Source organism: Nonomuraea deserti (assembly GCF_004348685.1).
Taxonomy (GTDB): Bacteria; Actinomycetota; Actinomycetes; order Streptosporangiales; family Streptosporangiaceae; genus Nonomuraea; species Nonomuraea deserti.
The window spans coordinates 152,267-165,822 of sequence record NZ_SMKO01000001.1; the positions used below are offsets into that span (position 1 = coordinate 152,267).

The 13,556-nt window shown below is 70.1% G+C and carries 11 protein-coding genes; 3 read left to right on the plus strand and 8 right to left on the minus strand.

The window, feature by feature from the left end; translation table 11 throughout:
• The first annotated feature begins 39 nt into the window (after positions 1-39).
• Together E1292_RS00840 and E1292_RS00845 are read left to right on the plus strand one after the other, a co-directional pair.
• Complete coding sequence (locus E1292_RS00840) at positions 40-2,553, plus strand: sensor histidine kinase (protein ID WP_165974303.1); 2,514 nt, start codon at positions 40-42, stop codon at positions 2,551-2,553.
• Positions 2,550-2,927, plus strand: a complete 378-nt coding sequence (locus E1292_RS00845) for a DUF742 domain-containing protein (protein WP_132590919.1) — start codon at positions 2,550-2,552, stop codon at positions 2,925-2,927. The genes E1292_RS00840 and E1292_RS00845 overlap by 4 nt, the downstream gene beginning before the upstream one ends.
• Before the next feature lie 15 nt (positions 2,928-2,942).
• Here E1292_RS00845 and E1292_RS00850 read toward each other — a convergent pair whose 3' ends face one another.
• The 6 genes from E1292_RS00850 to E1292_RS50760 all read right to left on the minus strand — a co-directional run bounded on the left by E1292_RS00850 (position 2,943) and on the right by E1292_RS50760 (position 9,107).
• Complete coding sequence (locus tag E1292_RS00850; protein ID WP_132590921.1) at positions 2,943-3,515, minus strand: GTP-binding protein; 573 nt, start codon at positions 3,513-3,515, stop codon at positions 2,943-2,945.
• Complete coding sequence (locus E1292_RS00855) at positions 3,496-3,858, minus strand: DUF742 domain-containing protein (RefSeq protein WP_132590923.1); 363 nt, start codon at positions 3,856-3,858, stop codon at positions 3,496-3,498. Before E1292_RS00855 ends, E1292_RS00850 begins: the two co-directional genes overlap by 20 nt.
• The gene (locus tag E1292_RS00860) at positions 3,855-4,262 is read right to left on the minus strand and encodes a roadblock/LC7 domain-containing protein (RefSeq protein ID WP_132506466.1); all 408 of its coding nucleotides are present in this window, start codon (positions 4,260-4,262) and stop codon (positions 3,855-3,857) included. Before E1292_RS00860 ends, E1292_RS00855 begins: the two co-directional genes overlap by 4 nt.
• On the minus strand, positions 4,259-6,370 hold the full coding sequence (locus E1292_RS00865) for a sensor histidine kinase (protein WP_165974304.1): 2,112 nt from the start codon (positions 6,368-6,370) through the stop codon (positions 4,259-4,261). Before E1292_RS00865 ends, E1292_RS00860 begins: the two co-directional genes overlap by 4 nt.
• 164 nt (positions 6,371-6,534) lie before the next feature.
• A complete protein-coding gene (locus tag E1292_RS50755; RefSeq protein ID WP_165974305.1) occupies positions 6,535-7,521 on the minus strand; it encodes a PrsW family glutamic-type intramembrane protease in 987 nt (328 codons plus the stop codon).
• On the minus strand, positions 7,518-9,107 hold the full coding sequence (locus E1292_RS50760; RefSeq protein WP_165974306.1) for an FAD-dependent oxidoreductase: 1,590 nt from the start codon (positions 9,105-9,107) through the stop codon (positions 7,518-7,520). The genes E1292_RS50755 and E1292_RS50760 overlap by 4 nt, the downstream gene beginning before the upstream one ends.
• Before the next feature lie 387 nt (positions 9,108-9,494).
• Between E1292_RS50760 and E1292_RS00875 the strand changes: the two genes are divergently transcribed.
• Entirely contained in the window at positions 9,495-10,133 is a 639-nt protein-coding gene (locus E1292_RS00875; protein ID WP_132590927.1) for a hypothetical protein, read from the plus strand.
• A gap of 4 nt (positions 10,134-10,137) precedes the next feature.
• Here E1292_RS00875 and E1292_RS00880 read toward each other — a convergent pair whose 3' ends face one another.
• On the minus strand, positions 10,138-12,150 hold the full coding sequence (locus tag E1292_RS00880; protein ID WP_132590929.1) for a glycosyltransferase family protein: 2,013 nt from the start codon (positions 12,148-12,150) through the stop codon (positions 10,138-10,140).
• A 149-nt stretch (positions 12,151-12,299) separates the two neighbouring features.
• Positions 12,300-13,427, minus strand: a complete 1,128-nt coding sequence (gene wecB / locus E1292_RS00885; RefSeq protein ID WP_132590931.1) for a non-hydrolyzing UDP-N-acetylglucosamine 2-epimerase — start codon at positions 13,425-13,427, stop codon at positions 12,300-12,302.
• Between the last annotated feature and the right edge of the window lie 129 nt (positions 13,428-13,556).

Genomic DNA, 13,556 nt, shown 5'->3' on the forward strand with positions numbered 1-13,556 from the left:
CTATTCTCTCCCGCGATCTTCTATCCGGGAGCAGGTGTCATGGCATCGGGCAGATCCATCAGATTCAAGATCTCGACGCTGCTCGTCATCCCCTTGGTCTCCCTGATCGCGCTCTGGGGCTTCGCCGCGAGCACCACGTCGGGAGAGGCGCTCAACCTGCTCAAGGTCGAGACCATCTGGACCGGTGTCATCAACAGGGCCGACGCCCTGGTGTCCGGCCTGCAGGCCGAGCGGCTGGCCTCGGCCGAGCGGCTCGCGGGGGCGGTGCGGGATCCCCAGGCGCTGGAGCAGGCGCGGGACAAGGTCGACGTGGCCAGGAAGAACCTGCGCGACGGCGCGATGGCCCAGGACACCCAGGACGTCCTCACCCCGGACATGCGGACCCAGCTCCAGACCGTGCTCGCGGAGGCCGACCGGCTGCCCGACATCAGGAACAAGGTCGACGACCGCAGGTTCGTCGCCGGCAACCTCGTCACGGAGTACTCGAAGATCTCCGACGAGATCCACCTGCTGTACTCCAGGCTGGTGGTCAGCACCGACCTGGAGCTGTCCCTGCAGGGACAGGGCCTGATCGCCGCCGACCAGGCGCGCGAGCTGCTCAGCCGTGAGCACGCGCTGATCGTGGCCACGAACGGCCGCGCCACCATGCACGAGACGCACATGCTGGCCGGGATCGACGGGGCCAGGACGTACCTGTATCCCCAGGCTCTGGCCAACCTCGACACCGAGCTGCGGGCGCCGTTCGAGAAGCTGTACTACTCGCCCCGCTACGTCACGATGGAGAACCTCCTGGAGGGCTACATCGGCGGCCAGCGGGTGGACATCCAGCTCTGGCGGGGCATCGCCGACCAGGTGCAGGCCGAATATCGGGAGGCCATCGCCACCACCGGCGACAGGCTGCTCGCCAGGATGGAGCCCGCGGGCGTGGCCGTCCTGGTGCGGGCCGCCGTCGCCGGCGCGCTCGGCCTGATCGCGGTCGTGTTCTCCGTCTTCATCTCGATCAGGGTCGGCCGCCGCATCACCCGCGAGCTGGCCGCGCTGCGCCGCACGGCGCTCGACCTGGCGGAGATCAGGCTGCCCGAGGTCGTGTCGAAGCTGCGCAAGGGCGAGAGCGTCGACATGGCGACCGAGGCCCCGCCGATCAAGGTGAGCGAGAACTCGACCAGCGAGGTCAGCGACCTCGCGGCGGCGTTCGACAGCGTCCAGAGCACGGCCGTGGACGCCGCGGTCGAGCAGGCCAGGCTGCGCGACGGCGTGTCGGAGGCGCTGCGCAACCTGGCCAGGCGCAGCCAGTCGTTGCTCCAACGTCAGCTCCGGCTGCTGGACGAGATGCAGCGGCAGACGGAGGAGCCGGAGGCCCTGGAACGGCTGTTCAGGCTCGACCACCTCACCACCCGCATGCGCCGCCACGCCGAGGGCCTCGTGCTGCTCTCCGGCGGCTCGGCGGGCCGCAAATGGCGCGGCGTCATCCCGATGGAGGACGTGCTGAGCGGCGCGGCCGCACAGGTCGAGGAGTACACCCGCGTCCGCGTCTACCCGATGTCCGAGTGCGGCGTCTCCGGCGCCGCGGTGGCCGACCTCATGCACCTGTTCGCCGAGCTGATCGAGAACGGCACCTCGTTCTCCTCCCCCGGCAACGAGGTCTCCGTGCGCGGCGAGATGGTCGGCAAGGGCTTCGCGGTCGAGATCGAGGACCGCGGCCTGGGCATGGACGAGCACACCCGCAGGGCCATCAACGAACGCCTGGCCAGCGCGCCGGAGTTCGACCCCGCGCAGACCGAGCGGCTCGGGTTCGCGGTGGTCGCGATGCTCGCCGCAAGGCACGGCGTCAAGGTCACGGTCAAACCCTCACCGTACGGCGGCACCACAGCCATCGTCCTCGTGCCCGGTTCGCTGGTCGAACCCATCCCCACGCCCGTGCAGCCGATGGAATTCGAGCCCGTCTCCGTGTCGGTCGTCAGGGAGGAGCCGACCGGGCCGGGCGAGTTGCCGCGCCGCATCCGCACCAGCAGGAGGGCGGTGGCCCAGGGGAGCGGCCCCACGGCGGTGCCGCAGCAGGCCCTGGGGAACGGTCGCACGACGGTGCCGCAGCAGCTCCAGGGGAACGGTCGTACGGCGGTGCCGCAGCAGGTCCAGGGAAGCGGCCCGGCGGCGTTGCCGCAGCGGCAGGACTCAGAACCGGCCGAGCCGCCGCGGCGCGAGCAGGAGACGGGTCTGCCGCGGCGCGAGCAGGAGACAGGGCTTTCGCAGCGCGATCGGGAGACGGGGCTGCCGCGACGCGAGCAGGAGACGGAACTGCCGCGGCGCGATCGGGAGGCAGGGCTGCCGCGGCGCGAGCGGAAGACGGGCCTGCCCCAGCGGGAACGGGAGACGGGGTTGCCGCGGCGCGAGCGGCAGGCGAACCTGCCGCAGCGGCTCAAGGAGGCGCCGCCCGCCGAGCCGCCCGTCGCGGAGCGCTCACCTGAGGAGGCCAGGGCGTTGCTCTCCTCGCTCCAGTCCGGCTGGCAGCGCGGGCGGCAGGACAGCGAGCAGGATGGGGGATCTGAATCGTGAGCCGCGAGCACGAGTGGGTCGACGAGGAGGCGGGGCCGGTCGTCCGGCCGTACGCGGTCACCCGCGGGCGCACCAGGCCCACGTCGTCGACGGCGCTCGACCTGCTGGCGACCGTCGTCTCGACGGGCCTGCCCGCGCCCGCCAAGGCGGAGCTCGGCTTCCAGCACCGCCGGCTGCTGACCTGCGTGGCGGGGCAGTCGAAACCCGTCGCCGAGGTCGCCTCGACTGTCGGCCTGCCGGTCGCCGTCGTGCGGGTGCTGCTGGGCGACCTGCTCGACCACGGCCTGGTGACCGTGCGCCCGCCGCGCGACAAGGCCGCCGCCCCCTCGGAGTCGTTGCTCCGAGAGGTGATCAACGGCCTGCGTGCCCTGTAGCCCCGGGCCCGCGCGTCAGTTGGCGGAGGCGAGCGTCCGCAGCGAGTGTTCGACCAGGGTGATCATGACCTCCTTGGCGGAGGTGCGCCGCCGTACGTCGCAGAGCAGCACCGGTACGTCGTCTTCGAGGTCGAGCGCGATGCGTACGTCGTCGACGCTGTGCTGGGCCGCGCCGTCGAAGCAGTTGACGGCCACCACGAACGGCGTGCCGCGCTGCTCGAAGTAGTCGACGGACGGGAAGCAGTCGGTCAGCCGCCGGGTGTCGGCGATCACGACCGCGCCCAGCGCGCCGTGGGACAGCTCGTCCCACATGAACCAGAACCGCTCCTGGCCCGGCGTTCCGAACAGGTACACCACGAGCCCGTCGCGGATCGTGATGCGGCCGAAGTCCATGGCGACGGTGGTGGTGGACTTGGCCTCCACCCCGTCGAGGTCGTCGACGCCGATCCCGCGGTCGGAGAGCACCTCCTCCGTGCGCAGCGGCTTGATCTCGCTGATCGACCCGACCAGGGTGGTCTTGCCGACGCCGAACCCCCCTGCGACAAGAATCTTGAGCGCGACGGGGTCCTCAGAGAGCACGGAGTCCATTGATCACTTCCTTGAGAATGCGCTCGTTCGAGCGCGCCCCTCCAGCCGAGGGCGACGTCACCGAGATGAGGCCGTTGTCACGCAGGTCGCCGAGCATGACCCGGACGACGCCGACGGGCAGGTCGATCTCGACGGCCAGGTCCGCCACCGAGATCGGGTTCCGCGCTGCCCGCAGGATCAGTTGCAGTTCTGGGCCGAGCTCGTCAGGCGGGTCGCCGATGACGCGCACGGTGGCCACGAGGTCGAACGTGTCTCCGGAGGAGTGCGTGCGACCGCGGATGAGAGCATAGGGCCGGACGATGGGCCCCGCCTCCTCATCGAACCACTGCGGGCTATCGCTCATGACGCCCCAGCGCGTGGGTTGGTGCTGATGTGCTGACCCACCCGCTTGACCAGCATCGCCATCTCGTAGGCGATGTGGCCGACGTCCACGCTGGCGTCGGCGATGACGGCCAGGCAGGTGCCCTGTCCCGCCGCGGTGACGAACATGAACGCGGTCTCCATCTCCACGATGGTCTGGCGCACGTCGCCGCCGCCGAAATGCCGCCCGGTGCCGCGGGCCAGGCTCTGGAACCCGGCCGCCACCGCTGACAGGTGCTCGGCGTCGTCGCGGGTCAGCCCGCTGGAATAACCCACCGCCAGGCCGTCTGTCGACAGGATGACCGCCTGGCGGACCGCGGCGACCCTCGTCGCGAGGTCGTCCAGCAGCCAGTTCAGTTCACCGGTGTTGGTGGCCGGCACACTCATGCATCCCCCTTACTCATGGGCCCCTCCTCAGAGGCTTCTTCTCGGGCGCGTTGCGTTCCCCGCTGGAACGCGGAGAACAGGTCGCGTACCTCATCGGGAGAGCGTTCGGCCTGCGGCTCCGGCTCAGGCGGTTGTTGCTTGAGCTGCGGCGCCAGTTTGGCCTGACGCACTCGCCTGGGCAGCCCGGCGTGGGTGCCCGAGGTCACGACCGCGAGCGCCTTCTTCCGTGTACGGCTCGGCAGGGCGGCCTTGCCGTCGCCGCCGCCCGCTTCCAGTGTCGCCTGGTCGGTCACCATCGTCCGCGGCACGAGCACGATGGCCGCCGTGCCGCCGAAGGGCGAGCGTCGCAGGAGCACCTGGATCCCGTGCCGTTCGGCCAGCCTGGCCACCACGAACAGGCCGAGCCTGTCGCTGTCGGCCAGGTCGAACTCGGGTGGCGCGGCCAGCAGCGCGTTGAACTGGGCGTATTCGCCGGCCGACAGCCCGAGGCCTTTGTCCTCCACCTCGATGGCGTATCCGTTGCTCACCATGTCGCCGCGCACCTGGACCGTGGTGTCGGGCGGAGAGTAGATGGTGGCGTTCTCGACCAGCTCGGCCAGCAGATGGGTGATGTCGGCCGCTGCGGTGCCGTCGACCGCGCTGACCGGCATCGCCTCCACGGCGACCCTGGTGTAGTCCTCGACCTCGGCGACCGCGGCCCTGACGATGTCGATCACGGGAACCGGCCTGCGCCAGGCCCTTCCGGGCTCGGCGCCCGACAGCACCATCAGGCTCTCCGCGTGGCGGCGCATGCGGGTGGTCAGGTGGTCGAGCCTGAAGAGCTCCTCCAGCCGGTCGGGGTCGTGCGTGCGGCGCTGCATGCCGTCGAGGAGCGCGAGCTGGCGGTGGAGCAGGCCCTGCTTGCGGCGGGCGAGGTTGAGGAAGACCTGGCCGACGCCGCGCCGCAGCGAGGCCTGGCCGACCGCGGCGTTGACGGCGGTGCGCTGCACGGAGCCGAAGGCCCTGGCCACGTCGGTGATCTCCGCGGACCCGCTCACCTTGATCGCCTTCGTCTCCTTCCGTACGTCGACGTCCTCGCCCCTGCGCAGCTGCGCCACGATCTCGGGCAGCCGTGTCTGCGACAGCTCGACCGCGGCGGAACGCAGCCCGCCCAGCTCGCCGGCCAGGCGGCGACCGAAGCGTACAGAGATGATGATTGACGCGAGCACCGCGATCAAACCGACGCCGCCCGCGATGGCGATCTTGACGATGGTTGAGGTGGCGGCCTCGGCCGCGCGCGAGGCCACGGTCGCGGACGACTCGGCGCCGATCTCGTCGAGCTGGGCGGTGAGCCGGTCGACGACCTCGTGCCAGCGGTCGTCCTCGGTGGGCAGCTCGCCGGATCCGGCGACGCGCGCCTCCAGGCTGGTGAAGGTGAGGAACGGGTCGGTGGCGAAGACCAGCTTGTAGGGCTCGCGCAGCCGCACGTCGAGCCCGGCCAGCCCGCGCGCGTGCAGGAACTTCCTGGAGGCGACGTATTCGGTGAAGGCCGCCGCCTCGGGTTCGCTGAGCCGCTTGGCGCCGCGCGTCCCGACGATGAGGGCGTGTTCCCTGGCGATGTACTCCCTGGCCATGCCCATGGCCTGCATGGAGGAGGCCTGCTGGAAGATGGCCAGGTCGGAGACGGTGACCAGGTGGTCGTAGACCAGGAAGAGCCGGTCGAGCACGTGGTTGTAGGCGTTGAGCGTGGTGAGGCGGTTGCCGCGGCTCTCGTCGACGCCGGCCCTGATCTGGCCGAGCCGGTCGAGGGCGACGTTGAGGTTGCCGATCGGGCGGTTCAGGTCGCCGTCGACGGCGTCGCCTGCCTCGTCGACGGCCCGGCGGAAGTCGTCGACGGCCTTGTCGGTGCGGGAGCGCTGGCTGCCGAGCACTTCGGAGAGCTCACGCGCGGTGAGCGGCTCCATCGAGCGCACGCGTTCGGCCTGCAGCTGTAAGCCCAGGTCGGTGGAGGTCACACCGATCGTCTGGTAGAGCGTGTCCGCCCGGAGTAGTGACTGGGTGTCGCCCATGGTGAGGTTGAGGACGAAACCCCACAGCGCGCTCAGAGACAGGAGGGGTAGCAGCAGCAATAAGAAGATCTTGAACCGAATTGACCGGTTTCGCGAGCCCATGTCCCAACCTCGAGTCGGGGGCATTTCCACACCTTGTGTAAATACACCTCCGGAAGATCGCACAGGAGACTAGCACCGTTTATGGTCCCCGCGCAGTGGGGGGAAGACGTTCATTACCGGGATTATTGGGACGAGATCTTGGGCTGCCGGCGGGCCGAAGCGACGATCCTCTCCAGCCAGGCCAGCGCGACCAGCGAGATCACGATGAGTCCACCCCAGTTCAGCAGGGTGTACACGTGCACCTGCCAGTCGGTCACGTTCGGCACCCGGCCGATCCGCAGCAGCTGGAACTGCCACGGCTGCCCTGTCAGCACGAGGGTGATGGCGATCGCGATGGCGGTCATCGAGTCCCACAGCGCGTGCACCAGCGAAACTCCCAGATAGGTCAGCCAGACCGGCGCCGTGAGCCGCCCGCCCGCCGCGAACAGCACGCCGCCGGCGATCGCCGTCCACAGACCGTGCCCGACCGGCGTCAAGATGCCGCGCAGCACCTCCGTCTCCACGAGCTGCACCAGCGACAGGCCCTCGGAGGTGAACAGGGCGTTGAAGGCGTACCCCGCGCTCTCGAAGGCGGCGAACCCGAACCCCACAGTGGCCCCCAGTACCAGCCCGTCCTGTATCGAGGGCGATGTCGACGGCGATGTTGATGGCGATCCTGCGGATCGCGGCCCGGTCGCATGGGTCGGGTGTCTTCCCTCGTCGTCCGGTCGCTGCGCTCCCTCTCTCCTCAGTCCAGACACCGGCGCTCCCTCGCGGGCGCGGAGGGGGCGGGCGATGAAGATCAGCGCCGCGAGCTTCACGCCCTCCTCGATCAGGCCGACCAGGACGAACATCAGGATCGACGGCCGGACCAGCCAGCTCTCCAGCAGGGAGGCGCCGAGCACGCCCAGCACGCCGCCCACCACGAACGCGGTGAACAGCAGCTCGACCGTGACCCGGGGCGAGCGACCCCGCCCGTACGCCCAGACCACGAACGTCACCGGCACCAGGAAGCTGCCGAACAGCACCACGGTCGGCACCAGGTTGGAGTTGCGCGTCCAGGCCGTGACGACGACGGTGGCCAGCCAGAGCACGAAACCCGTCACGAAGATGCGCAGCCACGGCCTCATCGCGCGAGCTCTCCGACGGCGCGGAGCGCGGCGGACACGGCCGCGTCGGCGCGGCCGACGGGCGCGGAGTCCGAACCCGCGATCGCGATCCTGCCGAACCTCCTGCGCGCGACGTCCGCGGGGAACGGCCCGTCGGGATAGTACGGGTGCCAGGGCCGGCAGTACTCGGGCGTGTTCGCGTGCCCCCACCGGTCGACGATGATCGCCTCGATGTCCGCCGCGGGATCGAAGCCGGCGGGGCCGAGCAGCCGGGCGAGCTGGTCGCGGATGGTGTGCTCGAGCCGGCCGTACGGCGTCCTGACCAGTTCCCGCCTGCCCGCCGCCGCGCCCGCGCCGGGCCCCAGCTCGGAGCGGCACGGCGCGGCCAGGAGGTGCACGGTGGCGGGCGGTTCGAGCTCGCAGAAGCACCAGTACGCGCCCGTCCAGCGCACCCGCAGGACGCCGAGCCGCTGCCACGCGCGCGCGTCGCGCACCCGCACCGTGGCGTGCAGCAGCGGCACCCTGATCGCCGAGCGCAGCGCCCGCCGCTGGTCCTCGGGCAGCTCGGGCACCAGGTACGGGACGACCGCGCTCCAGCAGGCCAGGATCACCGATCCGGCCTCGACGGTCATGACCTGGTGGCCGTCGAAGTAGCCCACGGTCGCGGCGTCGGCGCCGTCGCGCGCGAACACCACGGGGCTGGACAACCGCAGCCGCGCCCGGCCGTCGGCCGGCGGCGTGGTGACGCGGTCTCCTCCAGCGCCCGCCTGCCATTCCTGCCGCACGCTGGGCGAGTTGAGCCGGGAGGGTTTGTCCCGGTCGAGCCCGAGGCCGCCGAATCCCGGACAGCCGGCGCCCCAGGCGTCGATCGCGCCGAAGGCCCGGGTGTCGTAGGCCCATTCGCGGCACGGCATGGTCCGGCAGAACCGCTCGACGTCGGGATGGACCCCGCACACCTGCAGCAGGAACTCGGAGTACGTGAGCGCGGCCAGCCGTTCCTGCTTCTCCTCCGCCGACAGCCTGGGGAACCAGTCGGGCGGGTCCTCGTGGAGCATGCGCAGGTCGCGCCTGGCCCGTTCGGCGATCGGCACCTCGTCGGCCCATCCGGGGGAGGCGAGCCTGACCAGCGTGTCGGTGCCGAAGGTCTCCGCGTCGCACATCACGCCGTCGGGCCGTCCCTGGCGGATCCTGCGGCGCAGCGCGTCGCGCCGGGCCTGCCCGGCGTCCTCGTCGTGGTTGTCGAGGACGAGGACGGCGGCGCCGGGATCGCGCCGCAGCCATTCGGCGGCCGCGCTCATCCCGCTGCGCCCGCCGCCGGCCACCACGAGGTCGTAGCGCTCACCTGTCGCCTCCGGCGGGCCCGCGTGGGCCCAGAACCGCCCGTCCCGCAGCGCGTGCGGCACGCTGAGCGCTTCACTGGTGTCTCCCCGCACTGTGAAGCCGCCCGGCCCGTACGCGGCGTTCTGCGGCGTCTCAGCTTGCCCAGGGGCGCCATGCGCCACTCGCGCCGCCGCCGGGCTCCCAAGAGCGCTCACGGCTATGCCGTCGAAGAAGTCCCGGCGGGAAATGATCTGGTTCATCCCGAGGTCGCGTGGAGTCAGGCCCATGGCGCGATCATCAGCAGCCAGGCGAAAAGCGGTGTCATGCCGCGCAGTGGTTCGAGAAACATTTTGCGCGACCTATTACGGCGAATGCCTGATTGGGCCACCCGTCCGGCATGTCAGACCGGGGAGTCAAGTGACCGGCAAGCACCCCTTCGACGCCTCCTGGGTGCTTGTCCGGGCGATGGCGAGTGGCCTGACCAGCACGATCGTGAAGGGCGTGCGGCGTCCCTCGTATGCCCCAGAACCGGAGAAAGCCGCGAAACCATTGAATTCCGCGAATAGCGACGTTGCCCGGCTGCGTACTCCCCGCTTCCTCTAGCGTTTTCGACAATGCCGCGCGAGTGAATTGGAGCGTATATGCTTAAGACCATTTCTGGCATATGTCTGGGCATGCTGGCCCTTGCCGGATGTTCCTCCGGGGAGGAGCCGCAGGCGCCCGCCGCCTCGGCGTCCGCGTCCTCGCCGTCCGCCGCCTCGGCCAAACTCCGCGCCGCCCTGCTGCCGGTGCCCGACGGCATGCACGTCGCCTACGGCCCGGAGCTCGGCGCGTTCGGCACGCTCAAGTCCACCCAGCAGGGCATCGCCGCGCTGCGCCAGGCCAAGCTGCAGCGGCCGGAGTGCGCGGGCGCGGCCCAGCTCGACATCGAGCAGCCCGACATCGCGGGGGCGCCCGCCGCTGTGATCGCGTTCGCCGCCGAGCGCGGCTCGATCACGCAGGCGGTGGTGTCGCTGCCGTCGGAGTCCTTCCCCAAGCCGCTGCCGCGCCAGTGCGCCTCCTACACGGCCGACGTCGGCGGCACGCAGGTGACGTACAAGACCAGGACGCTGAAGATGCCGCGCAAGGGCGACGAGTCGCGCGCCTACCTCACCTCGGCCGCGGGCGGCGAGAAGAACGCGCAGATCGGCTCCGTCATGATCAGGCGGGGCACCGTGGTCATGAGCATGCTCGTGGTCGGCCAGAAGGTGAAGGCGCAGGGCCTGTACGAACTGGCCCGCCTCGCCGACAAGAACCTCGAACAGGTCGCCTGACGGGTCAGATGAGCACGTGGTCGTCAGGGCGGCCGACGAAGGAGAACTGCGCGTTGCGGGTCAGCTTGATGTGGTCGGCCTGCCACGTGTGCATCGAGGCGTCGGCGCTGCGCCAGTAGACGAAGTTGAAGCGGTCCGCCGAGTAGATCTTGACGGCGTCCTCCTTCAGCCGCCGTACCAGCTCGGTGTCCTCGCCGCGGGTGATGTCCGCGAAGCCGTACGAGCGGAACATGTCGGCCTTGCCGAGGAACGTGCCGCCCTGGACGAGGAACGAGTAGCGGTGCTCCAGGCCGGGCAGGCGCAGCATGGTCGTGTTCATGCCCTCGAAGTACGCGTAGTGCGCGCCCTTGCCGACCAGCTCGGCGTCGGAGTAGTCGAACGCCCTGACCAGGTCCGACAGATAGTGCTCGCCGTAGAGGTTGTCGTCGTCCATCTTGGCGATCAGGTCGCCCTCGGCGGCGCCGATCCCCAGGTTCATGCAGGCGCCGAGCGAGAGCGAGGCGTCCGCCGGGAGGACGACGACGTCGGTGATGCCCGCCATGCGGGCCTTGTCGGCGACCACGACCGGGTCGATGTCCAGGCCGTGCAGCACCATGACGAGCTGGAGCGGCCGGTGGATCTGGCGGGCCACCGACGAGATCGCGTGCTCGATCTGGGAGGCGCGGTTGGTGGGCAGCACGACGGAGATCGAGCGCGACCGCGCCCGCACCTGGTGCCCGAGGACCTGGAGGATCTGGTCGACGCGGTGGGAGAACAGATGCTTGTCGAAGACGTCGCGCATCGCCAGGTGGCCCGTCCTGGCCCGCAGCTCGGGGCTGTTGATCAGGTGCAGCACCTGGTTGTACGACTCGACCGGCTCGCGCGCGATCGGGACGAGCCCGCCGAAGGTCTCCTCGATCGCCCGTGACCACCCCGACACGACGGGGGTCGCGCAGGCCGACAGCTCGAAGACACGGCGGGCGCACATGGTCGGCGAGTCCAGCACCGAGTTGACGTTGAGGAAGACCTTGTACATCCGGTACGCGGCCAGCATCCGGTCGTAGGGCAGCTCGCCCACGATGTGCGGCCGGTACTTCTCCGGCCAGGCGTACTTCTCGTCCACCTCGCCGTTGCGGGCGAAGATGTGCAGGCCCAGCTCCCTGATCGGGTCGAGCACGGTCTCCATCTGCTCGCGGCGCTCGGGGTGCTTGTCGCGGAAGTACATCCCGGCGAACACCACGTCGTGCAGGCGGCCCTGGCGCTGCTGGATGGGGTTGTGCACGCGGGGCTGGGCGGCGAACTGCAGCACGTCCACCCGGTCATGTCCTAGAACTTCGCGATATTTCGGCAACATGTCACCGTCGCAGGTGAACACGTAGTCGAACAGCCTGGCCGTGTCGATGAAGAAGTCGAAGTTCGGCGGGTCCTCCTTGTTCCAGAAGACCGTGGGGATGCCCTCCGCACGGCACCAGGCCACCAGGTCGCGCAGCGGCTCCTTGGGGGCGTTGGTGCCGGTCATCTGGTAGCGCCAGCGGCCCTGGTTGCCGTGCCAGGCCGACTCGCAGAACAGCAGGTCGGGCCGCTTCTCCGCGAAGATCTCCGGCCAGTCCTTGAGCCCGAACTCGATCTGGTCCCACTCGTAGCGGAAGGCCATCCTGGAGAAGTCGTCAAGGATGACCGCGACCTTCAGGTCGGGCCTGTTGACCGGGCCCGACGGCCACTTCACCGCCGGCACCTCGACCAGCGGCGGCCGGTTGCTCGCCGCCTCGACGACCTCGGTGACGGGCGTGGGCGGCTTGGGGGCCTTCTGCTTCGACCTGACCGCCTCGACGATCTTCCCGGGACTCTTCGAGCCCAGCGCCTCGCCCAGCTTGAACGTGCGCTTGGCCTGCGTGGCCTCCAGCTTCCAGCCGGCATACGCGGCCTTGGCCTCGGCGATCTCCAGCCGCCGCCGCAGCTCTCTCAGCTCCGCCTCGTACCGCTCGACGACCTTGCGGTCCTCGGGCAGCCAGTTGACGGGGCCGAGTCGCTGGAACACGAACCCGGAAGGTTCGGGGTGAGAAGAATCGTGCGAAGCACCAAGATGTGCGGGGGGAACGCGGGGGGCCTGCCCCCCGCGGGGATTTTCGGCCATGGTGGACGCCTAACGCTCAGCGGAGGTACATCATGCTACGGCGGAAATGGCCACTATTCGGGGCGTTTGCCCTGAGAGGCGGGGGCCAGGTTGTCCCCCTTGAGCCAGGCGGAGATCACCTTGGCGACCCGCGGGCCGGCCTGGCCGTCCCACAACACCGGCAGCTCGCCCGCCGGCGTCGAGGCGCCGTCGGCCAGCGCCTTCTCCGCCGCCGCCGGCAGCAGCGCGGGCGTGACCAGCCGGTTCGTGCCGTGCGTGATCGTGATCGGCCGCTCGGTGTTGGGCCGGACGGTCAGGCAGGGCACGCCCAGCACGGTCGTCTCCTCCTGTACGCCGCCGGAGTCGGTGATCACCAGCGCCGCCCCGCGTACGAGTGAGAGGAAGTCCACATAACCCAGCGGATCCACCACCTTGACCGACGGGCCGTCCAGACCCGCCGCGGCCAGCCGGGCCTTGCCCCGCGGGTGCACGGGCACCACGAGCGGGATCTGCCGCGACACGTCCAGAACCGCGTCGACCAGCTCCTTGGCGGCCTCGACCGTGTCCACGTTCGCCGGCCTGTGCAGGGTCGCCACGGCGTAGCGCTCGGGCAGGCCGAGCCGCTCCACCACGGGCGCCGGGTCCAGCGAGGGCAGGGCCGCGTACAGGCTGTCGATCATCGGGTTGCCCACCAGGTGCACCTTGGACGCGGGCACGCCTTCGGACGCCAGGTAGGAAAGCGCCTCAGGCGAGGTGGCGAACAGCACGTCGGCCAGCGCGTCGGTGACGACCCGGTTCACCTCCTCCGGCATGCCGCGGTCGAACGAGCGCAGCCCCGCCTCCACGTGCGCGGTCTTCACGCCCAGCTTGGCGCAGACGAGGATCGCGGCCAGCGTCGAGTTGACGTCGCCGTACACCACGACCAGGTCGGGCTCCTGCTCCTGCACGACCTCCTCCAGGCCGACGAGCAGCGCGGCGGTCTGCTTGGCGTGGGTGCCCGAGCCGACGCCCAGGTTCGCCACCGGCTCGGGCAGGCCGAGATCGGCGAAGAACACGTCCGACATCAGCGCGTCATAGTGCTGACCGGTGTGGATGATGCCCTGCCGCACGCCGAGTTCACCGAGTGCCCGGACCACCGGGGCCGCTTTCACGAAATTGGGACGAGCACCCAATACGTGCAGGACCAGGGGGTTCTCCCTCATTGACCTCGCCTTTCATAGCGGAAGGGAAAAAACGCTGCCTATGGTACGGTCACCGCGTGGCATCCGACGCCAGTCGTCAAGACTCCTCCCGCTCATCCGACAGGGTTTCCGCGAAGTCCGCCCGTGCCG

Excerpts from the sequence above, each read along its gene's own strand:
- E1292_RS50755 (WP_165974305.1), bottom strand. The coding sequence starts at position 7,521 with ATGAGGCCGTGGCTGCGCATCTTCGTGACGGGTTTCGTGCTCTGGCTG.
- E1292_RS00875 (WP_132590927.1), top strand. The coding sequence starts at position 9,495 with ATGCTGGCCCTTGCCGGATGTTCCTCCGGGGAGGAGCCGCAGGCGCCC.
- E1292_RS50760 (WP_165974306.1), bottom strand. The coding sequence starts at position 9,107 with ATGGGCCTGACTCCACGCGACCTCGGGATGAACCAGATCATTTCCCGC.
- E1292_RS00860 (WP_132506466.1), bottom strand. The coding sequence starts at position 4,262 with ATGAGTGTGCCGGCCACCAACACCGGTGAACTGAACTGGCTGCTGGAC.
- E1292_RS00855 (WP_132590923.1), bottom strand. The coding sequence starts at position 3,858 with ATGAGCGATAGCCCGCAGTGGTTCGATGAGGAGGCGGGGCCCATCGTC.
- E1292_RS00840 (WP_165974303.1), top strand. The coding sequence starts at position 40 with ATGGCATCGGGCAGATCCATCAGATTCAAGATCTCGACGCTGCTCGTC.
- E1292_RS00850 (WP_132590921.1), bottom strand. The coding sequence starts at position 3,515 with ATGGACTCCGTGCTCTCTGAGGACCCCGTCGCGCTCAAGATTCTTGTC.
- wecB (WP_132590931.1), bottom strand. The coding sequence starts at position 13,427 with ATGAGGGAGAACCCCCTGGTCCTGCACGTATTGGGTGCTCGTCCCAAT.